The sequence below is a fragment of the Methanothermobacter sp. CaT2 genome (assembly GCF_000828575.1).
Taxonomy (GTDB): domain Archaea; phylum Methanobacteriota; class Methanobacteria; order Methanobacteriales; family Methanothermobacteraceae; genus Methanothermobacter.
Genome location: NZ_AP011952.1, coordinates 1,070,850 through 1,097,017 on the forward strand (window position 1 = coordinate 1,070,850; position 26,168 = coordinate 1,097,017).

At 50.5% G+C, this 26,168-nt stretch carries 27 protein-coding genes; 20 read left to right on the top strand and 7 right to left on the bottom strand.

Features of this window, described 5'->3' with window-relative positions:
* The 3 genes from MTCT_RS05460 to MTCT_RS05470 all read left to right on the top strand — a co-directional run bounded on the left by MTCT_RS05460 (position 1) and on the right by MTCT_RS05470 (position 2,611).
* Positions 1–699: a TraB/GumN family protein gene (locus tag MTCT_RS05460; RefSeq protein ID WP_231855382.1), complete on the top strand. Its 699-nt coding sequence runs from the start codon at positions 1–3 to the stop codon at positions 697–699.
* Positions 700–795: 96 nt separating this feature from the next.
* Positions 796–1,011, top strand: coding sequence for a DUF1922 domain-containing protein (locus MTCT_RS05465; RefSeq protein WP_048175749.1), 216 nt, complete (start codon positions 796–798; stop codon positions 1,009–1,011).
* Between the two features lie 10 nt (positions 1,012–1,021).
* Positions 1,022–2,611 (top strand): GTPBP1 family GTP-binding protein, encoded by a 1,590-nt coding sequence (locus tag MTCT_RS05470; RefSeq protein WP_048175750.1) that lies wholly within the window; start codon positions 1,022–1,024, stop codon positions 2,609–2,611.
* Between the two features lie 77 nt (positions 2,612–2,688).
* Here MTCT_RS05470 and MTCT_RS05475 read toward each other — a convergent pair whose 3' ends face one another.
* Positions 2,689–3,525: a TIGR00269 family protein gene (locus MTCT_RS05475; protein ID WP_048175751.1), complete on the bottom strand. Its 837-nt coding sequence runs from the start codon at positions 3,523–3,525 to the stop codon at positions 2,689–2,691.
* Positions 3,526–3,563: 38 nt separating this feature from the next.
* Here MTCT_RS05475 and MTCT_RS05480 point away from each other — a divergent pair, with 38 nt between their 5' ends.
* Positions 3,564–3,863, top strand: a complete 300-nt coding sequence (locus MTCT_RS05480) for an MTH1187 family thiamine-binding protein (protein ID WP_010876811.1) — start codon at positions 3,564–3,566, stop codon at positions 3,861–3,863.
* 236 nt (positions 3,864–4,099) lie between these two features.
* Here MTCT_RS05480 and MTCT_RS05485 read toward each other — a convergent pair whose 3' ends face one another.
* The gene (locus MTCT_RS05485; RefSeq protein WP_048175752.1) at positions 4,100–5,182 is read right to left on the bottom strand and encodes a DegT/DnrJ/EryC1/StrS aminotransferase family protein; all 1,083 of its coding nucleotides are present in this window, start codon (positions 5,180–5,182) and stop codon (positions 4,100–4,102) included.
* 158 nt (positions 5,183–5,340) lie between these two features.
* Complete coding sequence (locus MTCT_RS05490; RefSeq protein WP_048175753.1) at positions 5,341–6,231, bottom strand: CPBP family intramembrane glutamic endopeptidase; 891 nt, start codon at positions 6,229–6,231, stop codon at positions 5,341–5,343.
* A 117-nt stretch (positions 6,232–6,348) separates the two neighbouring features.
* Between MTCT_RS05490 and MTCT_RS05495 the strand changes: the two genes are divergently transcribed.
* Positions 6,349–7,491, top strand: coding sequence for a tRNA (guanine(10)-N(2))-dimethyltransferase (locus tag MTCT_RS05495; protein WP_048175754.1), 1,143 nt, complete (start codon positions 6,349–6,351; stop codon positions 7,489–7,491).
* A gap of 41 nt (positions 7,492–7,532) precedes the next feature.
* Here MTCT_RS05495 and MTCT_RS05500 read toward each other — a convergent pair whose 3' ends face one another.
* On the bottom strand, positions 7,533–8,219 hold the full coding sequence (locus tag MTCT_RS05500; RefSeq protein WP_048175755.1) for a hypothetical protein: 687 nt from the start codon (positions 8,217–8,219) through the stop codon (positions 7,533–7,535).
* Between the two features lie 127 nt (positions 8,220–8,346).
* Here MTCT_RS05500 and MTCT_RS05505 point away from each other — a divergent pair, with 127 nt between their 5' ends.
* From MTCT_RS05505 to cofG, 7 genes are all read left to right on the top strand, one after another.
* Positions 8,347–9,024 (top strand): DUF4013 domain-containing protein, encoded by a 678-nt coding sequence (locus MTCT_RS05505; protein ID WP_048060986.1) that lies wholly within the window; start codon positions 8,347–8,349, stop codon positions 9,022–9,024.
* 157 nt (positions 9,025–9,181) lie between these two features.
* The gene (locus MTCT_RS05510) at positions 9,182–9,655 is read left to right on the top strand and encodes an Lrp/AsnC family transcriptional regulator (RefSeq protein WP_048060987.1); all 474 of its coding nucleotides are present in this window, start codon (positions 9,182–9,184) and stop codon (positions 9,653–9,655) included.
* Positions 9,656–9,690: 35 nt separating this feature from the next.
* Complete coding sequence (locus MTCT_RS05515) at positions 9,691–10,686, top strand: histone deacetylase family protein (protein WP_048175756.1); 996 nt, start codon at positions 9,691–9,693, stop codon at positions 10,684–10,686.
* A 12-nt stretch (positions 10,687–10,698) separates the two neighbouring features.
* Entirely contained in the window at positions 10,699–11,367 is a 669-nt protein-coding gene (locus MTCT_RS05520) for a DUF2100 domain-containing protein (protein ID WP_048175757.1), read from the top strand.
* A gap of 227 nt (positions 11,368–11,594) precedes the next feature.
* Positions 11,595–12,551 (top strand): GTP cyclohydrolase MptA, encoded by a 957-nt coding sequence (mptA, locus tag MTCT_RS05525; RefSeq protein ID WP_048175758.1) that lies wholly within the window; start codon positions 11,595–11,597, stop codon positions 12,549–12,551.
* A gap of 8 nt (positions 12,552–12,559) precedes the next feature.
* Positions 12,560–12,997 (top strand): DUF2120 family protein, encoded by a 438-nt coding sequence (locus MTCT_RS05530; RefSeq protein WP_048175759.1) that lies wholly within the window; start codon positions 12,560–12,562, stop codon positions 12,995–12,997.
* Between the two features lie 21 nt (positions 12,998–13,018).
* Complete coding sequence (gene cofG, locus MTCT_RS05535; protein ID WP_048175760.1) at positions 13,019–14,098, top strand: 7,8-didemethyl-8-hydroxy-5-deazariboflavin synthase CofG; 1,080 nt, start codon at positions 13,019–13,021, stop codon at positions 14,096–14,098.
* 32 nt (positions 14,099–14,130) lie between these two features.
* On the opposite strand, the gene MTCT_RS05540 is transcribed toward cofG, so the two are convergent.
* Both MTCT_RS05540 and MTCT_RS05545 read right to left on the bottom strand, forming a co-directional pair.
* Positions 14,131–14,679 carry a DUF429 domain-containing protein gene (locus tag MTCT_RS05540; protein ID WP_048175761.1) on the bottom strand — a complete coding sequence of 183 codons (549 nt, stop codon included), beginning with the start codon at positions 14,677–14,679 and terminating at the stop codon, positions 14,131–14,133.
* Between the two features lie 168 nt (positions 14,680–14,847).
* Positions 14,848–15,573 (bottom strand): class I SAM-dependent methyltransferase family protein, encoded by a 726-nt coding sequence (locus tag MTCT_RS05545; RefSeq protein WP_048175762.1) that lies wholly within the window; start codon positions 15,571–15,573, stop codon positions 14,848–14,850.
* 146 nt (positions 15,574–15,719) lie between these two features.
* On the opposite strand from MTCT_RS05545, the gene MTCT_RS05550 reads away from it, so the two are divergent.
* From MTCT_RS05550 to comE, 7 genes are all read left to right on the top strand, one after another.
* Positions 15,720–16,811, top strand: a complete 1,092-nt coding sequence (locus MTCT_RS05550) for a formate--phosphoribosylaminoimidazolecarboxamide ligase (RefSeq protein ID WP_048175763.1) — start codon at positions 15,720–15,722, stop codon at positions 16,809–16,811.
* 238 nt (positions 16,812–17,049) lie between these two features.
* On the top strand, positions 17,050–17,682 hold the full coding sequence (psmB, locus tag MTCT_RS05555) for an archaeal proteasome endopeptidase complex subunit beta (protein ID WP_048175764.1): 633 nt from the start codon (positions 17,050–17,052) through the stop codon (positions 17,680–17,682).
* A gap of 69 nt (positions 17,683–17,751) precedes the next feature.
* Positions 17,752–19,662, top strand: coding sequence for a beta-CASP ribonuclease aCPSF1 (locus MTCT_RS05560; RefSeq protein WP_010876827.1), 1,911 nt, complete (start codon positions 17,752–17,754; stop codon positions 19,660–19,662).
* A gap of 46 nt (positions 19,663–19,708) precedes the next feature.
* Positions 19,709–20,725, top strand: coding sequence for a phosphoribosylformylglycinamidine cyclo-ligase (purM, locus tag MTCT_RS05565; RefSeq protein ID WP_048175765.1), 1,017 nt, complete (start codon positions 19,709–19,711; stop codon positions 20,723–20,725).
* 11 nt (positions 20,726–20,736) lie between these two features.
* Positions 20,737–21,762, top strand: coding sequence for an L-sulfolactate dehydrogenase (comC, locus tag MTCT_RS05570; RefSeq protein ID WP_048175766.1), 1,026 nt, complete (start codon positions 20,737–20,739; stop codon positions 21,760–21,762).
* Complete coding sequence (gene comD / locus MTCT_RS05575; protein WP_048175767.1) at positions 21,759–22,256, top strand: sulfopyruvate decarboxylase subunit alpha; 498 nt, start codon at positions 21,759–21,761, stop codon at positions 22,254–22,256. The genes comC and comD overlap by 4 nt, the downstream gene beginning before the upstream one ends.
* Before the next feature lies 1 nt (position 22,257).
* On the top strand, positions 22,258–22,815 hold the full coding sequence (gene comE / locus MTCT_RS05580; protein WP_048175768.1) for a sulfopyruvate decarboxylase subunit beta: 558 nt from the start codon (positions 22,258–22,260) through the stop codon (positions 22,813–22,815).
* Positions 22,816–22,838: 23 nt separating this feature from the next.
* On the opposite strand, the gene polB1 is transcribed toward comE, so the two are convergent.
* The gene (polB1, locus tag MTCT_RS05585; protein WP_048175769.1) at positions 22,839–24,599 is read right to left on the bottom strand and encodes a DNA polymerase PolB subunit 1; all 1,761 of its coding nucleotides are present in this window, start codon (positions 24,597–24,599) and stop codon (positions 22,839–22,841) included.
* Positions 24,600–24,967: 368 nt separating this feature from the next.
* On the opposite strand from polB1, the gene MTCT_RS05590 reads away from it, so the two are divergent.
* Complete coding sequence (locus MTCT_RS05590; protein ID WP_048175770.1) at positions 24,968–25,891, top strand: restriction endonuclease; 924 nt, start codon at positions 24,968–24,970, stop codon at positions 25,889–25,891.
* Positions 25,892–26,168: the final 277 nt, after the last annotated feature.

The window sequence follows — 26,168 nt, forward strand, 5'->3', positions numbered from 1 at the left end:
ATGAAGGAACTCAGGATCATAGGAACCGCACACGTATCAAGTGAAAGTATAGAGGAGGTCAGAAGGACCATCCTTGAGATGGAACCAGACGTCGTTGCAGTTGAACTGGACCCCGAGAGATACCGCAGGCTCATGGATGAAAAACTCGGGGTTCAGAGGGATGAACCATCCTTTCGGGAAGCCCTGCGCCATGGAAACATTGGAGTGATCCTTGCGGGCTGGTTCTTAACCTACTTCCAGCGGAAGGTTGGTGAGGACCTCGGCGTAAAACCCGGCTCAGAGATGCTGGCAGCCATAGAGGCCGCCCATGAGGTGGGGGCGGGCCTTGCACTCATCGACCGTGACATCGGACTGACCATGCAGAGGGCAATTAAATCCATGGGGAGGATGGAAAAACTCAGGTTCTTCGCAGGGATAATAAGATCATTCCTCTGGAAGGATGACCCGAAGGACATCGAGGACCTCAAAAGTGATGACACCCTCCTTGAGGTTATGGAGGAGTTCAGGAAGATCTCCCCGGCAGCCTACCGCGTCCTCGTTGAGGAGAGGGATGCCTTCATGGCCCACAGACTGCTCTCAATCGAGGAGGACAGGGTGGTGGCTGTTGTGGGCGCCGGTCACCGCAGGGGCATAGAGGAGCACCTCCAGAACCCCCAGGAACTACCACCCCTCGATGAACTCATGAAGATACCCCGCTGACATATACTCAAATGCGCAGTAGAGATCATACTGAAGGAAAAAATCATTAATTAATGACCCCCCATAAATGTAAACAAGAAGCTGCAGTGTGATAGGATGTACATAATATTCCGATGCGACTGTGGAAGGGCCCTCTACTCAAGGGAGGGTGCGAAGACCCGGAAATGCGTCTGCGGGAGAACCGTGAATGTCAAAGATAGGCGCATATTTGGAAGGGCCGATGACTTCGAGGAAGCATCAGAACTGGTAAGAAAACTGCAGGAAGAAAAATATGGCTCCTGCCATTTCGCAAATCCATCAAAAAGGGAATAGATTCAGAGATATGATAGAAGACCTCAGATCATTCACATCCCCTGGCGAGAGAAGGAACATAGAATTCAAGAAGGCCCTCTCAGCCAGGTATCACCTCAAGATGGACCGTAAGAAGGGCCTCATATCCCAGATGAAGTACCGTATGGAGCGGGGTAACGGTAGGGCAGTGTACCTGCTGGGTGTGGAGGACAGCGGTGAACCGGTCGGCCTCCCTGCTGATAAACTGGATGAGTCAGTTGAGGTCCTCAGAACCCTCAGCAGTGAGATAGGTGCTGTTGTGGAGGAGGTTAACCTCCATGAGGGTACAGAGGGCATGGTGGCGGAGGTCATAATCTCAAGGAAGACGAAGACAGCGAGGGAGCACCTCCTCGTGGGGGTCGCCGGCCACGTGGACCACGGTAAGAGCACACTCCTCGGGACCCTCACAACAGGCACACCTGATGATGGGAGCGGTAAGACCAGGATATTCCTTGATGTGCAGAAGCATGAAATAGAGAGGGGTCTATCGGCTGATCTATCCTTCGCCATCTACGGCTTCAGGAACGGCAGTGTTATGAGGCTCAAGAACCCCCTTGACAGGAAGGAGAAATCACGCCTCATGGACGAGGCCGACAGGGTCATATCCTTCGTTGACACCGTCGGCCATGAGCCCTGGCTTCGAACAACCATAAGGGGGATTGTGGGTCAGAGGCTCGACTACGGACTCCTCACAGTGGCAGCCGATGAGGGGCCTACACACATAACAAGGGAGCACCTCGGTATAATGATCGCAATGGAGCTCCCGGTAATCGTGGTCCTCACAAAGTGTGATATGGCCACAGATGAGAACAGGAGAAGTGTGAGGGAGAAGATATCTGAACTGCTTAAACTGGTTGGCAGGATCCCCTTCCATGTTAAGAGCCGGGACGCTGCAGCCGGGATAGCCGGTAAGATGAACCAGCACATAGTCCCCATAATCGAGACCTCCTCGGTTACAGGGGAGGGTCTTGAAATCCTTGATGAACTCTTCCTCAATCTCAGGGTCCGTCGCGATGTTAACGGGGATGAAGAGCCATTCCTCATGTACATAGACAAGATATACACCATCAGAGGCGTTGGTACCGTTGTCAGCGGGACAATCCAGCAGGGACTTGTCAGAAAGGGTGACACCCTCCTCCTGGGGCCCCTAAAGACAGGGAAATTCCGGGAGGTCACCGTCAAATCAATAGAGATGCACCACTACAGGATAGGCTGTGCAGAACCAGGCCACATCGTCGGCATATCCATATCCGGGGCCTCCCCTGACGAGATAGAGAGGGGTATGATACTGGCACACCCTGACTATGACCCCGAGGCTGTGAGGGAATTCGAGGCAGAGGTTGCCATACTGGTGCATCCGACAACCATAAAGGCTGGTTATGAGAGTGTGACCCACATTGAAACCATAGCCGAGACAACCGTTCTTGAGCCCCTTGACTCTGATTTCATGTCTGCAGGTGACAGGGGTAGGGTGAGGATGAGGTTCAAGTACAGGCCCCACCATGTGAGGGAGGGTCAGAAGATAATCTTCCGTGAGGGAAGGAGCAAGGGCATAGGTTCTGTGACAAGGATCCTGGGATAACGCCCCACGCGACACAGCAGAGTACCACACTGATAGAATAAATCAGAAAACACGCGGCACAATACCATGCGCTTTAATCAGCTTTTTATGAGTTCCAGGAACTCGCAGGCCTTACACTTATCCCCTGATGAAGGTTCCCCGCACCTCAGGCATTCCCTGAGGCCCTCGGTTTCACTGAGGGGCAGGAAGGTCCTGCTGAGTGATTCCATCACCCTTAACTTCACACCCTGCTCTTCTGATTCAAGATGGTTGAGGAAGTCCCTTATCCTTGACCTCATGGAGAGGTCAGAGTAGGGACAGGAGTCAAGGTGGACCTTCACATCATTGAGAACAGCCCACAGCCTCACATCACTCTCAGGCGTGCTCCAGAGGGGTTTTATGCGCGGCACCATTGCCCGGTGTATCCTCTGAAGTTCTGGACCGAATTTTGAGAATTTCCGCACATCACCCCTTGCGAGGCTCATGATGAAGGACTGGATCTCATCATCCATGTTGTGGCCCGTTGCAATCTTTGAGGCACCTATCTCACGTGCCGTCCTGTTGAGTATCCATCGCCTGAAGACACCGCAGGGTATGCAGGGGCTGCTGAATCTATCAGTTACCCTGTCCAGTTCAAAATTGAATTCGTCCCTGAATGACCTCTCTATGAGTTCGACTCCAAGGAGTTCTGCGTTCTCCCTTGCCACCATAACACCCTCACTGCGGTAGCCCCCTATCCCCTCGTCGACGGTTATGGCTGTGAGCTCAAAATCAAGGTCACTCCTGAGATCTGAGAGGGCGTGCAGTGTCAGTACACTGTCCTTTCCGCCTGAGAGTGCTACTGCAATATGTTCACCGGGTTTTATGAGTTCATGACCCTCTATAAGTCCCCTGATCCTTCCCATGATTCTGTGATTGAATTCCTGAACATCCATGAAACCCTATATATAAATGAGGGGACATATAATTAATCATGATTACCGCAGAACTCACCGTGATACCCCTGGGTACATGCAGCACCTCCCTCAGCAGCTATGTGGCAGCTGCCGTCGAAGCCCTCAAGAAGCTGAATGTGAGGTATGAGATCTCAGGAATGGGGACACTGCTTGAGGCTGAAGACCTTGATGAACTCATGGAGGCTGTCAAGGCCGCACATGAGGCAGTCCTCCAGGCGGGTTCAGATAGGGTCTACACAACCCTCAAGATCGATGATAGAAGGGATGCCGACAGGGGTTTAAGGGATAAGGTTGAATCTGTGAAGGAAAAGATTTAGGGCCCTGGACATATCACAGGTTCATAATTTTATATAAGGCCGATTGTGCCAGCATTGCTCCATCAAATGGTGCCCTTTCAGAGGTATCCAGCGCCCTAATCTGAGAACGGGAATTTCCTGGAAGCAAATCTTACCCATTCCAGGAGCTGATACTGACCTTGAATAAAAAATTTTTGTGTTTTACTCAATCCAGCCCACAGCGGCATGAAGGAATTAAAGCAGCTCAGGGCCACGGTTTACTCAAAGAATTCCCTGACCGTGTCTGCGACCGTCTCAAGCTCCTCACTGGTTAGGGCAGGGTGTACCGGTATTGAGAGGACCTCCGCTGCAGCCGCCTCACTCACCGGGCATCTGGCATCAAAGCCCATTCTCTGGTACAGTTCCTGCCTGTAGATTGGTCTGGGATAGTGGATGCCTGTACCCACACCCCTCTCATTGAGGAAGCCCATGAGTTCATCCCTTGAGCCCGGAACCCGCAGGGTGTACTGGTGAAAGACGTGCCTGACCCCCGCTGCAATGTGGGGTGTTGATACTCCCTCAAGGTCCCCCAGCTGGGATGTGAGGTAAGCTGCATTTTCAATTCGCCTGCTGTTGAACTCCTCGAGTTTTCCGAGCTGGGCTATCCCGATGGCGGCTGAGATGTCGGTCATGCGGAAGTTGTATCCCAGGTATGTGTGCCTGTAGCGTTCTGTCTCCCCATGGGCCCTGAGTATACGTGCCATCTCAGCTATCTCATCGTCATCAGTTGTTATGATTCCGCCCTCACCTGTTGTGATGTTCTTTGTGGGGTAGAAGCTGAAACAGGCGGCATCGCCCATGGAACCGACTTTCCTTCCATGGTACTCTGCTCCGTGGGCCTGTGCAGCATCCTCAATGACCAGGATGTCGTGGTCAGCTGCAAGGTCCATTATGGGGTCCATGTCTGCGGGCTGGCCATAGAGGTGGACCGGTATTATCGCCCTTGTGCTGGGTGTTATGAGTTCCTCTATCCTCTCAGGATCTATATTATATGTCAGGGGGTCTATATCTGCGAATACTGGTGTGGCTCCGACGTAGAGGGCTGCGTTTGCTGTTGCAGCGAAACTGAAGGGAGTTGTTATTACCTCATCCCCCTTTCCAACTCCAGCGGCGAGGAGGGCCAGATGAAGGGCTGTTGTCCCTGAACTCGTTGCAACTGCATGCTCTGTTCCTACATAGGCCGCAAATTTCTCCTCGAATTCAGCCACCCTGGGTCCCTGCGCGATAAAACCCGACTTAAGTACCTTTATGACTTCCTGAATTTCCTCTTCATCGATTATTGGAGTAGCAACCGGTATCATTTGAACACCCGAATGAAAGTTAACTGGTTTAACTATATCGTGCTGGCACTTAAAAATTGATGCCCGTCCCCCCGTGCAGAAAAATCAATAAAGTTGAGGTGGGAGAGATGCCGGCCTTTAATGTTCCCTGAAGGGACGTTGCCGGCTTTAACAGTGAATCACCGGAATATCCTGCCTAAATCCTGGTATCGGCCCCTGAAGAGTATTAGGACAAGGAGTGCTGAAGCCAGGAGGAGGGTCAGGGGAGCTGTGTAGGGGTCTGAGGGGCTCACCATGAGGGATGGGAGGTTCCCCAGACCGGCGTCAGGGGAGCTGTGTATGACACTCACATAGAGATTGTTTGCAATGTGGACGCCCATGGCCATCTCCACGCCATCATCTGCCAGCGTCACCAGTGCAAGCACAAGTCCTATGATGAAGGTGCTGACAGTTATTGAAAGGCTCATGCTAAGTGTCGCGCCGTTCCACCAGTGAAGGACCGAGAATATCGCTGAATTGATGATTATGAGCGGCACCGGCCTCTTTATGACAGACCAGATACCCTGCATCAGGTAGCCCCTGAAGAATATCTCCTCAAAGGATGCCTGGACCGGGAAGGCCAGTATGGAGAGGATTAGCAGCCACCAGAACCCTGAACCAAAATTGAATCTGACCCCTGATGGGTCAGCAAGGACCGATACCAGATCAAGCACACCAACTATGAGGAACCATGTGCCCGCGCCCCTCAGGATCCTCCGCCAGTCAAGGTATCCCCTCGAATTAACTGCAGATATGAAATCCCTCTGGTGAATGAACTTCAGTCCAACATAGAGGAAGAACATTGAAGCTGAAAACCCTATGGCCACCATTATGAGGAGGGTGGGGCCGCTGAAGGATGACAGGTCCCCCAGCGCCCCAGCACCACCCTTAAGTAGCAGGACGGCTGCGATGATGACACCCAGTATTAGGCCGGCTCCAACATTGGATGCCACGAAGCTCATAAATACGGTCATCACATATCTCCATGCATCATTCCTTCCCAGGTATACGTTGTTCAGAAAATCCTCCATCCATCACCAGCTCCGATCCCTTACCTGATGACCATGAGTCTTTTTAATAAATTACTGGTCATGTATCACACTAATCATCCGGCATTAATAAATATTTTGAAGTGGGAGTGTTGAATTATGATAACGGTAAATGAGGGTTCAGTCACCATAAGGGTTCCTGATTTCAGTAAGGTCTCGGCCAGGGCACCTGTATTCTACAACCCTGCCATGGAGTTCAACAGGGATGTGTCAGTGGTCGCGCTCCAGGTTTTCCAGAGACTCCTCGGTGGGGAGATTAGCGTTGCAGACACCTTCTCAGGGAGCGGTATAAGGGCCATAAGGTATCTGGTTGAGGTTGAAGGAGTCTCTGAGGCCTTTGCAAATGACATAAACCCGCTTGCAGTTGAATGCATAAAAAATAACTCAGTGATAAACTCGGTGTCCCCTGAGGTCAGCAGAGAGGATGCCAGCATCTTCCTCAGGAGTAACCATGGCCGCTTTGATGTTATAGACATCGACCCCTTCGGGACCCCTGCACCCTTCATGGACTCTGCGGCGGCTTCTGCAAGGAACAATTCACTCCTTGCTGTTACAGCCACCGACACCTCAAGCCTCTGCGGCACCTACATAAAGCCCTGCCTGAGGAAGTACTCCTCAAGGCCCCTTAAAACAGAGTACTGCCATGAGACGGGACTAAGGATACTCGCAGGCTTCACAGCCATGAACCTTGCAAGGTACAGGAAGGCTGCCTCGGTACTCCTCTCCCACAGCAGCCAGCACTACATGAGGCTATACATCCACGTGAGGAGGGGTGCCAGAAGGGCCGATGAATCCATCAGGAATATCGGATTCATGCTTCACTGCTTCAGATGCCTTCACCATGAACACGTGAAGGGATTTGCGCCCCTGAAACGTGAGTGCCCCCACTGCGGTGCCGAAATGGAGGCGGCCGGTCCCCTCTGGGTCGGTGATATCCAGGACAGGAAATTCATCGGTGAGATGATAGGGGAGGTTGAGAACAAGGAACTCAACACGGCCGGAGATGTCCTTAAACTTCTGAAGGGATGTCTTGATGAAGCAGGGATGCCCCCTGGATTCTATGATATCCATGAGGTCTGCAGTAAGCTTGGAAGGAGTGCACCACCCCTGAGGGATGTTATGGATGGTCTTGAGGCGGCCGGTTTCAGGGTTTCAAGGACCCATATAAGGCCGACGGGTATAAGGACCGACGCCGGTATAGGGGAGATTGAGGAGGTCCTGGCAGGACTCATGCCGGAATAGAAGTTGGGGGAGTTGAAGCAGTACTCACCCCCGGCTCTCGATCATTCATAGTTGAGCATGTTATGGGTGTAGTAATACTGCAGTGACCTTGCATTCCTGATCTCAAAGTTCCTGTAGGGGTTGTTGAGGTAGGGAAAGATCATTCCCTTCAAGCAGTAGAGGTATGCTCCAATGGGGCCATACTCATTCCTGGCAATTTTATAGTAGAGGGGGAATCCACAGCCCTGGTTTATGAATATCTCACCCTGCCTGACCGTGCCGTGGTATACGAGGGGTATGGGCCCCTCCTGACCGTGCTCAGCCGCCCTCTCCTTTATGTATGCAAGGGCCTCGTCCAGTGTTCCGAATTCCCTTCCATCTGAACGGTAGGTCCACTTATCGTCAGGTATGCCGTATATTCCCTCCTGCCATACCTCTGTCCAGTTTATGCCCGGCGTGTACTGCTTCTTTTCAACGTAGGCGAGTTCAAGGATGTAAACGTCGCCCTCCATGTAGCAGCGGTAATTGGAGCTTCCGCCGTAATGGACCACCAGAATGCACTTCGATCCCCTTTCACGGGCATAGTCTGCCAGTAGTTTTGAGTGTATATGACCTGGGTACATATCTGGATTTGCAATTTTAACAAATGCGAGCCTTCCCAGGGGCTCAAAGTCCCCCTGTGTCCCTGTAAAGTAAAGGTAACCCCCGGCGATTACCAGTAAAGCTATGATGAGTATCCCCTTCTTCATCAGTTCACCTGCTCGAGATATTATTAACTTTGTAGCGATTTATATCTTTCTCTAAACAGATTAGGCAGTTTTATATGTGACTATTTATATAGTTTTACCTGCGGGAATCCGCGGAGGTGTGAAAGATATGGATATAGGTGAAATTGTAAATGATGCCATAAGGTACCCCTCCAGTGACTGGAAGAAGGTCATAATACTGGGTGTCCTTATAATAGCCAGTATTCTAATTTTACCCGTCTTCCTGGTCATGGGGTACGGTTTCAGGGCGCTGAAGGCCTCAATAGCTGGCTTCGATGAACTGCCTGAATTCGATGAATGGGGAGAAATGTTCGTCGATGGGCTCAAGGTATTCGTTGTTCAGATAGCATACATGATAGTTCCACTGATAATTATATTCGCAGGTGTTCTTGGTTCCTTTACTATGGTTTCACCAGACACAGGTGTTATCACAAACCCCACAGCATTCACAGGCCTCGTAGGAGGTACAACGATAATAGGCATAATACTCGCAATTATCCTTGGACTCATAGAGACAATAGCCATCGCACACATGGCCTACAATGACAGCGAACTCGGTGCAGCCTTCAGGTTCAGTGAGATACTTGACGTGATATCCCAGATCGGATGGCTGGACTACATAATCTGGTACATCGTTGTGGGTCTGATCTCAGCGGTGATGGCATTCATTGCAAGTTTCCTGAATGTGATACCGGTTCTGGGTACCCTGATCGCGGTCCTCATAATATACCCCTACATCCAGCTCTTCTGGAACAGGGCCCTTGCACTCAGATACGCCTACGAATAAAATTACCCTCCTTTTTTATTTTCCCATCTTCAGATAAACATTTATAAGGGAACATACCCTATCTTATAAAAGTTGATGACTTCTTCTAAACTTATATTCACTTAAAAAACTTTATAATATAACTTTCATAGGTATACATTGTTTAGTGGTGATTTGTATGGATGATGATCTGGTCAAAATCGATGATATTGACAGAAAGATAATAGACCTCCTGAATGAGGACGGACGCATGTCCTACAGGAACATATCAAGGATACTCGACGTTTCAGTGGGTACCGTCCACAACCGTGTTGAAAAACTTGTTAAAAAGGGGGTTATAAAGAAATTTGTGCCCATAATCGACCACTCCAAGCTCGGATACAAGCTGACAGCCATCATAGGTGTGAAGGTCAAGGGAGGGGTCCTGAGGAACTGGGAGACAAGGACCGCCTACCATAAGAACGTCCTGGCAGTGTATGACGTTACAGGAGAATTCGACGCCATACTCATAGGTAAGTTCCGGGACACCGGTGAACTTGACAGCTTCATAAAGGGCCTCCTCAGTGAGGGGGATGTGCAGAGGACATACACACAGACGGTCCTCAACATCGTCAAGGAGGATATGACCTCCACCAAGATGATCGGAGATTAAATTATTTATCCCCTGAATCAGAAAATGATAACCATATGGTTATCATCCACTCCCCATCCTATGACCTGCACAATCATGAGGGTCACGTTGAAAATAGTGGCCGGACCAGGGCCATCCTTAGGGCCATAGAATCCTCGGATCTCTCCCCAAGGTTCGTGGAACCCGGGATGGCTGGAATCGATGATATCCTCATGGTACACAGCAGTACTCATGTGGAGTACCTTGAGGTCTTCGCAGGGAGGGGTGGCGGATGGCTTGACTATGACACCTACATGACCCCCGAGAGCTTCAGTGTCGCGAGGCTCTCAGCAGGGGGAGCCATGCTGGCTGCCGAGGAGGCCCTCAGGGATGGCTGGTCCTACTCACTTGGAAGGCCCCCGGGCCACCATGCCACCTATGACCGCTCCATGGGTTTCTGCATATTCAACAACATAGCCATAGCCATTGAGCATGCCCGCAGGAACCTCGGGGTCTCAAGGCCCCTGGTACTTGATTTCGACGTCCACCACGGGAACGGTACATCCAGCATATTCTACAGGGACAGGAATGTGATGTACATATCCATACACCAGGACCCACGGACCCTCTTCCCTGGAACCGGATTCATTGATGAGACCGGCTCCGGTGAGGGGGAGGGCTTCAACCTCAACATCCCCATGCCCAGGGGCTCGGGTAACCGTGAGTACCTCTGGATACTCGGGATGATACTCCCGGCGGTCCTGGAAGGATTCCGGCCGGATATGATCTTTGTATCAGCAGGCTTTGATGCCCACAGAAGGGATCCCCTTGCAGAGATCATGGTTGATGAGGAGTTCTTCTCATGGATCGGGTGGTTCATCCATCAGACAGGACTCCCCTGCGCCGCGGTTCTGGAGGGTGGCTATGACCCTGAGGCCCTTGGGAGATCAAATATCGCATTCCTGAGGGGTCTTGATGGTGAGGAATACGAACCTGAAACAGCGGCGCCCGGGGGTGTCTCTGGAATATTCAGCCAGCTGAGTGACAGGTTTTCAGCATACTTCAACTTCTGAGAGGGTATTGAAATGGATAGGATCAGATTCGAACAGGCAGAGAAGCTTATAAGAAAGTCATGCATTAACCTCAAGAGGGAACAGGGATTCAGGGATGCCAGTGATGGTGTCATCGACACCGGGAAGCTTCAGGAGGCCATGATGGAACTCATCGATGCCGAGGAGTACCTTTACACAAGCCTCCCAACCCATGAACTTAGAGGTGAGGATGCTTCAGAATTCTGCAGGAAGCTGATAGCCGCCAGGGAGGCCATTGACCATATACTCGCAGACTTCGGTGTCCTTGAAAGGCAGGACCCATCCGAGAGGATAAGGGAGGCTGCAAGGGGTAAACTCATAATTGTGAACAATTCCTCAGTCAAAAAACTCCTTGTGAAGGCAGGGGTAGAAGCTCAGAATATCCTGGTTGCAGGAGCACCCCTCTCAGTTGATGATATGAAGGAGATAAACCCAAAAATCCCTGAAAGTGCCCTCAGGGGTATAGAGAAGAAGATAGAGCACCTCCGGAACGACATTGAGAGGAAGCTTGCTGCCCTGGAGGATGTTCTGGTTGTGGGCGAACCCGATAAGAGCACAGTTCTACTTGCAGCAAGGGCGGAAGAACTCTATGGTGCCGATTCACGGTTAATGGAGAACATAAAGGACCTGAACGCCGAGAATATTCTGGAGTTACTCTCCTGATTCCTGATTTTCCATCCGCTGAGGGGGCTTGAACTATCAACTGAATTTTCTGCACCCAACACTGATGAACAGTTATGAGACCAGTATCCTCATCACTGATTTTTCCTGCATAACCTGAAAGGACAGCCAACTGATCAAATCAGTAATACTTCACCGGACAAGTATATAAGCAAAGTTCTCATACTATAGTTAAAACCTAGGTAACCATTACTCATGGGGTGTAAAATTTGGGTTTAGTTTGTTTTCCAGATACACAGGACAAGATTCCTAGCATCCCCGTCCACCTCACAAGGGTGGGTGTTACAGGTGTTAAGAAGCTTCTGAAGATAGAGCGGGAGGGCAGAAGGCCCATAATCCTGCTTCCAACATTTGATGCCTTCGTGGATCTTCCGAGCAAACAGAGGGGGATCCACATGTCAAGGAACCCCGAGGCCATAAGTGACGTCCTCGAGGAGGTTGTTGAGAACAACGCACTTGAACTCGAATCCCTCTGCGCAGAGATAGTTAATGAACTCCTCAAGAAGCACAGGTACGCCCGGAGGGCCGAGGTAAGCATGAACAGCGACTTCATGTTCATGAAAAGGTCGCCGGTGACCCGGAGGAAGAGTCAGGAGATGACAAAGATAATGGCAGACGCCATCGGTTACCGGGACGATGATGGGATAGTCATACGGAAGATGATAGGGGCAGAGGTTGTGGGTATGACCGTGTGTCCCTGTGCACAGGAATCTGTCAGGGAAGCCTCACGCCAGAAGCTCCTTGAATTTCTTGACGATGAGACCGTCGAGAGAGTCCTTGACTGTGTATCCTTCGCCTCCCACAACCAGAGGGGGCGTGGCATGATAATGATAGAGGTCCCTGAGGACCAGACCATAAGGGCTGAGAAGCTCATAGACATCATAGAGAGCTCCATGAGTTCACCTGTCTATGAACTCCTCAAGAGACCCGACGAGAACGCGGTGGTGATGAGTGCCCATGAAAATCCCATGTTCGTTGAGGACTGTGTCCGTAACATGGTCCACAGGATAGTCAGTGAGTACCCCCACCTGCCGGATGACACCATCGTTACCGTAAGGCAGATAAACGAGGAGAGCATACACAGACACAACGCCTTCGCAGAGAAGGTTGCGACCATGGGAGAACTCAGATACGAGATAGAAGAACTTAACGGTGCCGGGAGTTGATATGATTGATGAAACTGCACAGGATAGCCGGAGAAATCATGGGTTTCTTTGAAGCATTTGAGGGTTCCAGACCCGCACTTGACTCCCGGGAAATTCTCATAGTGAGGGGAATGTCCAGGAAGAGGATGAATGCGGAGGACATGTCCCGGGAACTTGATAGTTTGATTGAACACCTTGGAGCCACAGAACTGGATTTACTCTCAGAGGAGGGCGCTGCCCTCATAGGTGTTATGGATGAACAGATAAGGTCATGTGTGGAGGTTGGAACCGAAACCGATATAGGGGGAATACACCGTCTGAAGGAATCCCTTGAGGATATGAACTTCAGTGTTGACTACCGCCTCTGCATGGCCGACGAGACAGGCCTCTTTGTTGTTCTCTACAGGGACCGGAGCGGAGTCGGACCCTGCTTTGTTGAGGCTGTTGTCTCTGACCTATCTGAATAATCTAATTTTAACGGTGCTCCCATGCTCCACTCAAAGGACGAAGTACTCGAAGTCCTCCTCATGAAGGGGCCGGATATACTGGACCTCATGAAGAGGGCCTGTGAACCTGGAAGCGTGACCTACTCAAGGAACATATTCATACCCCTCACAAGGGCCTGCCGGAACCGCTGCGGATACTGCACCTTCAGGTCAGACACCCCTGAGCCCCCCCTACTTGAACCTGAAGACGTTATGGGTGAGGTGAGGAGAGCCCTCTCCCTCGGCTGTACTGAGGCCCTCTTCACCTTCGGTGAGGATGCCCATGAGTTCCCAGGGGTTCGGGACAAGCTTGAATCCCTTGGCTTTGGAGATATGACTGATTACACATATCACCTCTGTGAGCTGACACTTGATGCTGGACTCCTGCCACACACCAATATGGGTGTGATAGGCTACCGCGAACTGAGGATGCTGAAGGAGGTAAACGCATCCATGGGCCTCATGCTCGAATCAGCGAGTCCCAGGCTCATGGAAACAGAGGCCCACCGTGAAAGCCCTGGTAAGGACCCCAGATTGAGGATAAAGATGATAGAGGACGCTGGGAGACTGAGGATACCATTCACCACCGGCTTGCTCATAGGTATAGGTGAAACCCTCGAGGAGAGGGCCGAGTCCCTCCTTGAGCTTAGGCGAATACAGGACAGGTACGGGCATATACAGGAGATAATAATCCAGAACTTCCGCTCAAAACCTGGAATCCCCATGGAGAACCAGCGGGAACCCTCCCTCCTTGAAATGGTGAAGATGGTTGCGGCTGCAAAGATAATGTTCCCTGATGTGAGCATACAGGTCCCTCCGAACCTGAACAGGGAAACCGGTGAGGTATTCCTCCTGGCCGGTGCAGATGACTGGGGTGGTGTATCACCCATCAGCCGGGACTATGTGAATCCCGAGGCACCATGGCCAGAGATAGATGAACTTAAAAGGATCACCGAATCTGCTGGATTTGCTCTTGAGGAGAGGCTCCCTGTATACAGAAAATTCATATCCAGGGAGTTTCTGAGCCCCCGTGTGATGGAACGGATAGAAGAGCTTTATCCCCGGTTCATCGAGACTCTGTGAGTCCCGGCCACTGGCTACCATGACACTGAATCCTACAATTCCACGCCAGGGGATGGTAGAATTATTGTGCCCTCCACTGGATCTCCAAGTTCAATGAAGTCTCCCCTGCAGTAGAGGATGGCGACCGCTCCGGCTATGAGGGCGTCCCTCTGGTGTACACTCATCTCCAGATCTTCAATTCCCAGTTTTCTGATCATCCATCCCGAGAGACCTGCCACTGAATCTGCAGTTCTCGGGTGGGTTTCAATTACCTTCACCCCCATGGATCCCAGTATCTCTGCCATCTTCATGCCCCTCATGGTGAGCTCCCTCATACCCCGCCATGTGAGGGGAAGGACGGAACCATACCGCCTCAGCTCCAGGTCGGCCCTTCTGAAGTGGCCATATCTGCTGCAGCTGCAGTCATGTTCAAGGCAGCAGCGCCCGGCCGGGAGGGATAGGGGTGCGTCGACTGCCACCACATCTGCAGACTTAACTGCATCTATTATCTCCCGGAGGGAGAAGGCACTCAATAGTTCATAGGTGTCGCCCTCCAGGATAAAAATACCGCTTTCTCTTCCATCTGCTGCCGCCGGATCCACACCCGCAACCTTAGGTACCAGAATATCACCTTCTAAATCTATGAATAGCCCCAGCGGTTACATACCATGGAGTTATTTCTATGAATGCTTCAAACCCATTTTTTATTCATATACGATGAATTCCATTTACTCCACCTGTATCATGGCACCCTCAGTCCCTGCCTGCAGCTAGTGTATCCTGACATCCAGCACGACATGCCAGACCCCGGGGGAGTACTTCTTTATAACGCGCTTATCAAGCAGTGAGACCCTCCTTGGATGCGCCGCCCTCTCAATCCGCCTGAGGGGTCTTGAGAATCTTATGGCCTCCGGTGCGGTTTCATGGTAATGTATAACGCCCCCATCACTTACACACTCCATCGCGGCGTCAAGGAAGTGGTGTGTCCTTCCAACGTAACCCATTATAACCCTGTCAGCATCAAGTTCGGGGGCTACTTCACGGCAGTCCCCCATGATGGGTTCTATTATCCCTTCAACCCTGTTGAGGGTTATGTTGGATTTGAGGAGTTCAAATGAGTCCGGGTTTAACTCCACTGAGTAAACCCTTCCTGGATCTGAATGGACAGCCACCGGTATGGAGAAGTACCCTATACCCGCGAACATGTCGACAACGGTCTCACCCTCCTCCACAAGTGACGGTATCCGGGCCCTCTCGTTTATGTTACCCCGTGACCACATGACCCTTGAGAGGTCTATCCTGAAGAGGCAGCCATTCTCTTTGTGAACCGTTTCTGTGCCGTTACCTGCAAGTACCCTGACCCTCGGCCTCCTGAGGGGACCATGTATACCCTCCACCTGGATTACACTCCTGACCCCCTCCATATCAAGTAAAGCCTCAGGGTCATCCGCTTCCCTGTTGAGGACTATAATATCTCCTATCCTTGCCCATTTCATGGTTTTCACTGTTGGGGGGTTCTTAAAAAATAAATCCTTGAATGTTATTTTTCACTTCAAGTATTTAATGCCTTCTACAAAAGGCAAAAAAGATAATTATCATGAAACTAAACTAATATACAACTCTAAAAACAAGGGGGTTTTTTATGGGTAAGGTAAACCGTGAAGAGATACTCGAGATCCTTGAAGGATACAGCAAAAAGGATATAACAGTAGCAACCCTGGGCAGCCACACATCACTGCACATACTGAACGGGGCAAAGCGGGAGGGCTTCAAGACAGCAGTTGTCTGTGAGAGGGGTCGTGAAGTTCCATATCAGCGATTCAAAGTTGCAGATGAATTCATAATGGTTGATAAATTCAGTGATATAGTGAATGATGATGTTCAGGACGAACTGAGGTCAATGAACAGCATAATAGTCCCTCACGGCTCATTTGTGGCCTATGCAGGTCTTGATCACATTGAAAATGACTTCTATGTCCCCATGTTCGGTAACAGGGATATACTGAGATGGGAATCTGAACGTGACCTTGAGAGGAAGCTCATGAAGGAGGCAGGTATAAGGATACCCTTCAAGTACACTGACCCTAATGAAATAGACAGGACTGTCATGGTCAAGTTCCCTGGTGCCAGGGGTGGTCGTGGATACTTCGTGGCTTCAAGTACAGAGGAGTTCAATGAAAAGATCGACTCCATGCTGGAGAGGGGCTGGATAACTGAGGACGATGTTAAAGATGCCCACATAGAGGAATACGTAGCAGGTACCAACTTCTGCATCCACTACTTCTACTCAATCATGAACGATGAGGTCGAACTAATGGGGATGGACAGCAGATTTGAGTCAAACATCGACGGCCTCGTAAGGATACCTGCAAGGGACCAGCTTGACATAAACCTTGACCCCTCCTACGTGATAACCGGTAACCACCCGGTTGCCATGAGGGAATCCCTTCTCCCACAGGTCTTTGACATAGGAGACCGGATGGTGGAAGCAGCAAACAAGATTGTTCCGCCTGGCATGAACGGCCCCTTCTGTCTCCAGACCATGTGCACAGATAACCTTGAGATTGTGACATTTGAGATGAGCGCACGTACAGATGGGGGTACAAACACCTTCATGCACGGTTCAACCTACAGTTACCTCCTCCACGGTGAGGGCATGAGCATGGGCCGTCGCGTTGCAAGGGAGATCATGGTGGCCGCAGAGCAGGACCGCCTTCCAGAGATCATAACCTGATACTCCCACCCTTATTCCTTTTTAATGACAGGATAACCTGTGTCCAACCCCTCAGGGAGCCCTATCTATTATAAAAAAATCGCAAAGTTTAATAAGGACCTCCTGTTATATATTGGTACAGAACTTTTATGTCCATGGGGACAGCCCTTTGCAGGGTTAAATGAAAACCCTTTATATACCATAAAAACACAATGGGATCTAGGACTGGTTTTTTATTATTTTTATTAGAGGTGTATCTATGAACGATAAAAACACGCTGAAAGGCACCACAACTGTTGGCATAACATGCAAGGATGGAGTTGTTTTTGCCACAGAGAGAAGGGCCAGTATGGGCAACCTCATAGCCCATAAGGCTACAGACAAGATTTTTAAAATAGATGAACACATAGCCGCGACCATCGCAGGTTCAGTGGCGGATGCTCAGAGCCTCATGAAGTACCTCAAGGCTGAGGCTGCACTTTACCGCATGAGAAACTCAGAAAAAATAAGCATAGAGGCCGCCGCTGCACTTGCAGCTAATATATTACACTCATCACGTTTCTATCCATTCATAGTACAGACACTCCTTGGAGGCGTCGACGAGAACGGTGCAAAGATCTACTCCCTTGACCCGTCAGGGGGGATGATACCAGACAAGTTCGTCTCAACGGGTTCCGGTTCACCGGTTGCCTACGGTGTCCTTGAGGACAGATACAGTGATGAACTGTACGTGGACGAGGCAGTGGACGTGGCCATAAGGGCCGTAAAATCCGCCATGGAGAGGGACACCTACTCAGGTAACGGAATCCTTGTGGCGACCGTCACAGAGGAGGAAGGTTTCAGGATGCTTAGTGAAGAGGAAATCCAGAAAAGGATTGAAAACCTCAACTGATTTTTCTCCTATTTTTAATTGCAGTAAACACCTGTTTACTGATACTCCCTGTTTTTTAGAAGTGATCTTATGGTTTCAGAGATGCTTGAAGAAATCAAAAGGACAATAATGCAGAGACTTCCCGAGAGGGTCCAGGTTGCGAAGGTGGAATTCGAGGGGCCCGAGGTGGTAATATACACCAAGAACCCGGAGATAATAACCGAGAACGGCAACCTCATAAGGGACATTGCAAAGGATATCCGGAAGAGGATAATTATAAGATCCGACAGGTCCGTCCTCATGGACCCTGAGAAGGCCATAAGGAAGATACATGAGATAGTGCCCGAGGAGGCCAAGATAACCAACATATCCTTTGATGATGTCACCTGTGAGGTGATAATTGAGGCCCGGAAACCAGGACTTGTGATAGGCAAGTACGGATCCACGTCAAGGGAAATAGTCAAGAACACTGGCTGGGCACCCAAGATACTGAGAACACCACCAATATCCTCTGAGATAATAGAAAGAATACGTAGAACACTGAGGAAGAACAGCAAGGAAAGAAAGAAGATTCTGCAGCAACTTGGGAACCGGATACATCAGAAGCCAAAGTATGACAATGACTGGGCAAGGCTCACCGCCATGGGTGGTTTCAGGGAGGTTGGAAGGTCCTGCCTCTACCTTCAAACCCCCAACAGCAGGGTCCTCCTGGACTGTGGTGTCAACGTTGCGGGTGGAGATGATAAGAACTCCTATCCCTACCTCAATGTCCCTGAATTCACCCTTGACAGCCTTGACGCAGTCATAATCACCCATGCACACCTTGACCACTCAGGTTTCCTCCCATACCTCTACCACTACGGCTACGATGGGCCCGTCTACTGCACGGCACCAACAAGGGACCTCATGACGCTCCTGCAGCTGGACCACATCGACATTGCCCACAGGGAGGATGAACCCCTCCCATTCAATGTGAAGCACGTTAAGAAGAGCGTGAAGCACACGATAACCCTCGACTATGGTGAGGTGACAGACATAGCCCCTGATATAAGGCTGACACTCCACAACGCGGGTCACATCCTGGGGTCTGCCATGGCACACCTCCACATAGGGGACGGGCAGCACAACATGGTCTACACAGGGGACTTCAAGTATGAGCAGAGCAGACTTCTGGAGGCTGCAGCAAACAGGTTCCCCCGGATTGAAACCCTTGTGATGGAGAGCACCTACGGGGGCCATGAGGATGTCCAGCCATCAAGGAACCGTGCAGAGAAGGAACTCGTTAAGACCATCTACTCAACCCTCAGGAGGGGGGGTAAGATACTGATACCGGTTTTTGCTGTTGGAAGGGCCCAGGAACTCATGATAGTCCTTGAGGAGTACATAAGGACCGGTATAATCGACGAGGTACCTGTCTACATTGATGGTATGATCTGGGAGGCCAATGCAATCCACACTGCAAGGCCTGAGTACCTCAGCAAGGACCTGAGGGACCAGATATTCCACATGGGCCACAATCCCTTCATCTCAGACATCTTCCACAAGGTGAACGGTATGGATGAGCGGAGGGAAATAGTTGAGGGCGAACCATCCATAATCCTCTCAACTTCAGGTATGCTGACCGGTGGTAACTCACTGGAGTACTTCAAGTGGCTATGTGAGGACCCGGACAATTCCCTTGTATTTGTCGGTTACCAGGCCGAGGGGTCCCTTGGTAGAAGGATCCAGAAGGGCTGGAAGGAGATCCCCCTCAAGGATGAGGATGATAAGATGAGGGTCTACAATGTCAGGATGAACATAAAGACCATTGAGGGTTTCAGCGGTCACTCAGACAGGAGGCAGCTCATGGAATACGTTAAGAGGATATCACCGAAACCAGAGAAGATACTCCTGTGTCACGGAGACAACTACAAGACCCTTGACCTGGCATCAAGTATCTACAGGACATACCGGATAGAGACCAAGACCCCCCTGAACCTGGAAACCGTGCGTATCCAGTGAGGCTAACTATTTAGATAACCTTAAACTATTCTTTAGTGGTGATTTAATGGTAACCTATTCAGAATCTGGAGTGGATATAGACCTGGAGGAGCTCACCATTTCCAGCTTAACTTCCAGGTTGAGTGACACCCTTAAGTACTGTGACGTTATCACCGGAGCCGGCCACTTCGCGGCCCTGGTGAGGATGGGTGATTTGGCCATCGCCATGAGCACCGATGGTGTCGGGAGCAAGATCCTTGTGGCGGAGATGATGAACCGTTACGATACCGTGGGTATAGACTGCATTGCAATGGTGGTCAATGACATCCTCTGCGTGGGTGCAAGGCCGGCTGCCCTGGTTGACTACCTTGCAGTCGAACGTCCGGACCCTGAAGTGGCCGGGGAGATAGGAAAGGGACTTGCAAGGGGTGCTGAAATGGCAAGGGTTGCCATAATAGGTGGGGAGACAGCATCCCTTCCAGGCATAATCCGGAACCTTGACCTTGCAGCCACAGGGATCGGCTTTGTTGATGTGGACAGGATCATAACCGGGGAGGATGTGTCCCCCGGCGACACTGTCATAGGACTTGAGAGCAGCGGGATACACAGCAATGGCCTCAGCCTCGCGCGCAGGGTATTCTTTGATGAACTTGAACTTTCCCCGGAGGATGAAATGCCCGGATCCAGCAGCAGCGTTGGGGACGAACTCCTCAGACCCACAAGGATATACGTGGAGCCCATCATGGAACTGATTGAATCAGATGTTGATGTCCATGGACTGGCCCACATAACCGGGGGAGGTTTTGGCAACCTCAAGAGACTGAGAAAGGATGTCGGGTACCGCCTGGACTCCCTGCCAGAACCACAGCAGATATTTAGAGTTATCCACGAGGCAGGAGTTGACATAAGGGAGATGTACAGGGTCTTCAACATGGGAGTGGGTTTCTGTGCAGTTATAGCTCCGGATGACGTGGATGAAGCCCTCAGCATACTCGGAGACAGAGCCCACCCCATCGGGGAGGTTACAGATAGGGGATCAGAGGTTGAACTCGAAGCCTGCACCGGTGAAACCATAAAACTTTAGGAGGACTTTTTATGAGGATAAGCCCTGAAGAGGAAGTTAAAATCATAAAGGAAATACTCACCGCCATGAATGTTCCGGAGGAGAGCTCAGATATAGTTGCAGACGTCACACTGGACGCTGACCTGAAGGGATTCAGCTCACATGGAATCGGCAGGTTCCCCCAGTACGTTGAGGGGTTGAGGCATGGAACAATAAGGGCAGATGGTGACATAACCATTGAGCGGGAAACCGAGTCAACGGCCCTCATAAATGGTAACCACATATTCGGACACGTTGTTGCCTACAGGGCCATGGAGCTTGCCATTGAGAAGGCCAGGAATACTGGTGTTGGCCTTGTCGGTGTCCATGACTCCAACCATTTCGGGGTCGCCGGCTACTACTCTGATATGGCCGTCATGAATGACATGATAGGTGTTGTTATAGCAAACACCGAGCCGGCCGTCGCACCCATCGGGGGCAGGAAACCCATCCTTGGGACAAACCCGGTGGCCATTGGCATCCCATCAAACAGGTACTACGTCTCCGTGGACATGGCAACCTCCGCATCGGCCAGAGGCAAACTCCTGGAGGCCGCCAGGAAGGGCGAGAGCATACCTGAAAATGTGGCCCTGGATGCAGAGGGTAAACCCACCACCGACCCTGAAATGGCCCTTAAGGGCTCCATCCTCCCCTTCGGTGGACACAAGGGATACGCCCTCTCCTTCATGATAGAGATACTTGCAGGGCCCCTCGTTGGTGCTGCCTTCGGAACCGCTGTCACCGGAACAGCGAACCCTGAGGAGATTTGCACCAAGGGAGACCTCATGATGGCCATCGACCCATCAAAGATGGTTGACCCCGATGAGTTCAGGACCCAGGTTGATGAATTCATTGAGGAGGTTAAATCAAGCGGTGACGTCCTCATACCCGGGGACATTGAGAGCATGAACATAAAGAGAAGGCGTGCTGAGGGTATCGAACTGGATGAAAAGCTCCTTGAGAGGATTCTTGGAATAGCCAGAGAACTTGATATAAATCTCGAAATTAAGGAGTTATGAAAGTGGATAGCAGCGAAGCTGTTTACGCGGGCATGAAGGATGCAGGGATAGACTTCGCCGTCAGCGTCCCCTGTGTGAATCTCAGGACGGTCCTTGAAATGGTGGATGCCGACCCTGCCATCATGCACGTACCGGTTACCCGGGAGGAGGAGGGCTTCGGTGTTGCAGCCGGGGCCCACATGGCTGGAAAGACAACCGCCATACTGATGCAGAACTCAGGCCTCGGTAACTCAGTGAACGTCCTGGCCTCCCTCTACAGCCTATACCATATCCCCATAACCATGATTGTAAGTCACCGGGGCACCAAGGGAGAGTTCATGGAGGCCCAGGTGCCCATGGGAAGGGCCACCGGGGATATACTGAGGATCCTTGAAATACCCTTCAGGACCCCCAGAACTCCTGCTGAGGCCAGGGAATCCATAGGAGAACTTACAGATATCTCCCTCCGGACTGATAAGGCCGTGGCAGTCCTGCTGGATGTATCCTACTGGTGATATGATGCTTGAGAGAATTGAAGCCATAGAAAGGATAACGAGTGTCCTTGAGGATGAGCTCGTCATATGTAACCTTGGGTTTCCTTCAAGGGAGCTCTACAGTATCAGGGACTCGCCAAGGCACTTCTACATGCTTGGATCCATGGGGATGGCATCTTCCATCGGGCTTGGACTCGCGCTTTCACAGGAGCGGAGGGTGGTTGTCCTGGACGGTGACGGTTCCATCCTCATGAACCTTGGAGGCCTGGTCACTGCAGCTGCACAGTCCCCTGGAAACCTCATCATAGTCCTCCTCGACAACAGGTGCTACGCAACAACCGGCTCACAGTGCACCTACGCCGATGTGATAGACCTTGGGGCCGTTGCAGAGTCCATGGGCTTCAATGTGATCAGGTTCGCCGATGATCTGAACTTCGAACAGGCACTGGCGATGGATGGTCCTGTTTTTGCCCATGTCCCTGTGAAGCCAAGGAACGCCGATGTCCCTGTCATCGATCTTGATGCAGAGGAGATAATAGAACGCTTCATTAAGGAGGTCCGGGGAGCCACTGAGGATTGAAACATGTACCGGATTTTAATTAGCTATCCCCTGTAGGTTGCATAGAAACCATCGGTGTCGGCATAGACCGTGTGGAACCCAAATTCCTCTGCAGTTTTTATTGTTTTCTTGATATAGTCCCTGCCCCATGCGGTTATGGCCTCAGCGCACTCCATTGAGTACCAGCGGAACCTTGAGTACCCGTATACACCGTACATGGTGTTTGCAAGTCTCTTGAGGGCCTCCTGCTGCACATTGAGTATCTTCCTCTCCATGGGATCATCTGATCCCTTCATCTCCTCCTTGATCCTCACCCTCTCTGAGAGTATTTCACCTATAACAGAGGGTACGAATCCCCTGGGACTTTTGCGGAACCTGTAACCGTATTCAGGTGCCACGTAGCATTCAGATTCCTCGTCATCTGTCAGGGTGTCCGGTGAGATGTTCTTTGAGATTATTATGCTGGGGTAGAGGCTCCTGAAGTCAAACTGGACTATGTTCTCGTGGAGACCCCTCTCTGGTTCCTTGACGTATCCGCCGACCGCCCTGCGACCCCTCCTCCTGGAGAAGTCTGACTGGGATGGCTTGTTTGGTACCAGTTCCCCGTACTGGTATGCCTTGCGGACAAGGAACCATTCAGCCTGCTGACCTGTTGCCATGCGGGAGATGTCGAATAGTGGCTGGCCCACCAGCCGGGTGAGCTCCAGGTTGAGGGGGAGTATCTTCTCTGCTATCCTGTGGGTTGCAACAACATCATCCAGGGAGTACCTGAAGAGTTCATCCCTCAGCTCATCCCGGTCCCAGTACTCCCAGAGCCTGTCACCGGGGAGGTCGATCTTCTCCTCGCCGAAGAGTTCCTGGTAGACCCTCTCCAGGGTGTACCTGTCAAGGTTCATGTACCTCCTCATGACCGGGTAGAGGTCCACGTGCACCGTTCCCTTTATGGCTGTGGCGTTTGCAAAGCCCCTCCTCATGGTCCTGATCTTTGAACCATCCCAGCCGAGGTCGAGTTCCGCGCCCAGGATAGCCGCCCTCCTTGTTATGTAGGGGAAGTCAAAGTTGTCTGAATTGTATCCCACCAGGATGTCCGGTTTTTTATCAATTACGATCTCTGCAAATTTCTCAAGGAGTTCCCTTTCATCCTCAACCACCTCAACAAAGTCAAGGTGGTCGCCGGCCGTTGATATGACAGATTCGTAGCCCATGTTACCGGCGACACCAATCATCACTATCTCGTCCCTTTCAGGGTCAGGCATGCCATGGGGGTTCCTCACCTCGATGTCAAAGCTCATGATGTCGAGTCCATGTGCCCCTGAACCTGTGCTCTGGACCCTGCCGGTTACCTCCACCGTCCTGACATTGGTTGTCACCGATGGTGCTGAGTCCATCTCAACACCCTGGAACTCCAGCTCCTCCATGGGTACTATGGATTTATCTATGAGATAGCGCCTGTAGAATGGGATGTCATGTTCCCTTATATCCCTGACAGATTTCAGGTCCCTTATCCTGTCCCTGATCTTCGGCACGTCCTGGGGGTGTCTGAATTCGATTCTGATGACCTCTGTGGGCCTTCCAAGGTCCCTCATCTCTTTGACTTCAAGTTTCTCCAGTTCCAGTTCCTCAAGCTCCCTGAGGCATTCATCGAGGTCGGTGGGGATTGCGTATATGTAGGGTCTGAATGAGCGGTCATGGGCTATAATGGGCTCATTTCCGCCGCTTTTATCCTTACCAAAAAGTCTGATAACCGGGACCTCATCGACGGTCACGTAGTCTATGTCGAGGAGAACCATTCTGTAATCTTCCATGTACCTATTCTGTTATGTGAGATTAATAAAGTGTTCCCGGTGACTTTATGTTCGCTTTACTGTTCCACAAGTCCACATAGCACAATAAACACTTAAGTAGCACTATTAAGATATATTGTTTAAGATTTCGTGGGGGGTGTTGAACTTATAAGCATTCTCAGTTGCTGGCATTAAATGAACAGTTTAAGCCTGTGATCAGTAATTAATACGCGGCGAGGTAGAGAGTATGGTTAAGGGAGTTAAACATCCGGTGCTTGCTGAGTATGCAAAAAGATCCATGATGGGAGGAAAGGACGTTTTTTGCGGGTCTTACTAGAATAGTTCTGGACAGGAGCCCAAACTTAAGATAGCGTTTAGAGGTGATTAACATGGCTCTGCCAAATTATAAGGAAGTAATGTTACCTCTGCTAAAACTTGTAGGGGATGGAAAAGAGCATTATATTAAAGATGTCTATGATGAGCTTGCCGAAGAATTTCAATTGACTGATGAGGAAAGAAAGAGACTTATACCCAGTGGAAAGGGCAGATTCTTTGATAATCGCGTGAACTGGGCCCGTACAACCCTGAAAAAGGCTGGCATGATGGAATCTCCAAGAAGAGGTTATATCAGAATAACCCCTAAAGGTTTGAGGTTTTTAGAAAGAAAGCCCGTTGAACTTGACGATGATTTTCTGAAGCAATTCCCTGATTTTGCTGCGTTTAGGGGGGGCGGGAAAGAAAAACCGGAAGTCAAAACTTTCACGGCGCAATGGAATAATCATTCAGGTGAAGATCTCACTCCCGAAGAATCACTAGAATACAGTTACCAGACATTAAGGAATGAGCTAGCCGCGGATTTGCTTGAAAAGATCATGTCATGCTCCCCTGAATTCTTCGAGAAACTGGTGGTGGATCTCTTATTGAAAATGGGGTATGGTGGCTCACGAAGAGATGCAGGGAAAGCCATAGGAAAGATTGGAGACGGAGGAATAGACGGCATCATAAAAGAGGACAAATTAGGTCTTGACACAATCTATATCCAGGCAAAAAGATGGCAGGACACCGTATCCAGACCTGAAATACAGAAATTTGCAGGCGCTTTGCAGGGTCAGAAAGCCAGAAAAGGAGTATTTATCACAACGTCCAAATTCTCAGATAAGGCCAGGGAATACGCATCCAGCATCGATAACAGAATAGTCCTGATTGATGGAGATGAACTGGCCCAGCTGATGATCGACCACGACGTCGGTGTATCAAAGGTGACATCCTACGAGATCAAAAAAATAGACACAGACTACTTCTCAGAGGAATAAAAACCTGTAGAATATCAGAAATGAATATCCTTGTAACTGCGGAACATTCCCATCTCAACCAATGTAATTTTTTTAAGCATTAATAAAACTACTCTTTCAACCAACTCAGAGAAACCAAAAAAACCTCGCATCTGTAAGAAAGAAGTGGATAAAAGCCATAAAGGACCTGTTAAGAAGCTGCAATTTACAACACTATCTCATACAGTTTTCACTGATCAGAATACGATTTCCCTGTATGTGATCATAGTAATTTCAAAAAAAGTCTGTGGCTGGGATA

Bases quoted from the DNA above. Each gene is read 5' to 3' on its own strand.
- MTCT_RS05560 (WP_010876827.1), top strand. From the start codon at position 17,752: ATGGTTTCAGAGATGCTTGAAGAAATCAAAAGGACAATAATGCAGAGA.
- MTCT_RS05505 (WP_048060986.1), top strand. From the start codon at position 8,347: ATGGATATAGGTGAAATTGTAAATGATGCCATAAGGTACCCCTCCAGT.
- MTCT_RS05550 (WP_048175763.1), top strand. From the start codon at position 15,720: ATGGGTAAGGTAAACCGTGAAGAGATACTCGAGATCCTTGAAGGATAC.
- MTCT_RS05590 (WP_048175770.1), top strand. From the start codon at position 24,968: ATGGCTCTGCCAAATTATAAGGAAGTAATGTTACCTCTGCTAAAACTT.
- MTCT_RS05515 (WP_048175756.1), top strand. From the start codon at position 9,691: ATGGTTATCATCCACTCCCCATCCTATGACCTGCACAATCATGAGGGT.
- polB1 (WP_048175769.1), bottom strand. From the start codon at position 24,599: ATGGAAGATTACAGAATGGTTCTCCTCGACATAGACTACGTGACCGTC.
- MTCT_RS05490 (WP_048175753.1), bottom strand. From the start codon at position 6,231: ATGGAGGATTTTCTGAACAACGTATACCTGGGAAGGAATGATGCATGG.
- MTCT_RS05485 (WP_048175752.1), bottom strand. From the start codon at position 5,182: ATGATACCGGTTGCTACTCCAATAATCGATGAAGAGGAAATTCAGGAA.
- MTCT_RS05530 (WP_048175759.1), top strand. From the start codon at position 12,560: ATGAAACTGCACAGGATAGCCGGAGAAATCATGGGTTTCTTTGAAGCA.
- MTCT_RS05460 (WP_231855382.1), top strand. From the start codon at position 1: ATGAAGGAACTCAGGATCATAGGAACCGCACACGTATCAAGTGAAAGT.
- cofG (WP_048175760.1), top strand. From the start codon at position 13,019: ATGCTCCACTCAAAGGACGAAGTACTCGAAGTCCTCCTCATGAAGGGG.
- MTCT_RS05510 (WP_048060987.1), top strand. From the start codon at position 9,182: ATGGATGATGATCTGGTCAAAATCGATGATATTGACAGAAAGATAATA.
- comE (WP_048175768.1), top strand. From the start codon at position 22,258: ATGATGCTTGAGAGAATTGAAGCCATAGAAAGGATAACGAGTGTCCTT.
- comC (WP_048175766.1), top strand. From the start codon at position 20,737: ATGAGGATAAGCCCTGAAGAGGAAGTTAAAATCATAAAGGAAATACTC.
- MTCT_RS05480 (WP_010876811.1), top strand. From the start codon at position 3,564: ATGATTACCGCAGAACTCACCGTGATACCCCTGGGTACATGCAGCACC.
- MTCT_RS05465 (WP_048175749.1), top strand. From the start codon at position 796: ATGTACATAATATTCCGATGCGACTGTGGAAGGGCCCTCTACTCAAGG.
- MTCT_RS05495 (WP_048175754.1), top strand. From the start codon at position 6,349: ATGATAACGGTAAATGAGGGTTCAGTCACCATAAGGGTTCCTGATTTC.
- MTCT_RS05545 (WP_048175762.1), bottom strand. From the start codon at position 15,573: ATGAAATGGGCAAGGATAGGAGATATTATAGTCCTCAACAGGGAAGCG.
- MTCT_RS05475 (WP_048175751.1), bottom strand. From the start codon at position 3,525: ATGGATGTTCAGGAATTCAATCACAGAATCATGGGAAGGATCAGGGGA.
- comD (WP_048175767.1), top strand. From the start codon at position 21,759: ATGAAAGTGGATAGCAGCGAAGCTGTTTACGCGGGCATGAAGGATGCA.
- purM (WP_048175765.1), top strand. From the start codon at position 19,709: ATGGTAACCTATTCAGAATCTGGAGTGGATATAGACCTGGAGGAGCTC.
- psmB (WP_048175764.1), top strand. From the start codon at position 17,050: ATGAACGATAAAAACACGCTGAAAGGCACCACAACTGTTGGCATAACA.
- MTCT_RS05500 (WP_048175755.1), bottom strand. From the start codon at position 8,219: ATGAAGAAGGGGATACTCATCATAGCTTTACTGGTAATCGCCGGGGGT.
- MTCT_RS05470 (WP_048175750.1), top strand. From the start codon at position 1,022: ATGATAGAAGACCTCAGATCATTCACATCCCCTGGCGAGAGAAGGAAC.
- MTCT_RS05520 (WP_048175757.1), top strand. From the start codon at position 10,699: ATGGATAGGATCAGATTCGAACAGGCAGAGAAGCTTATAAGAAAGTCA.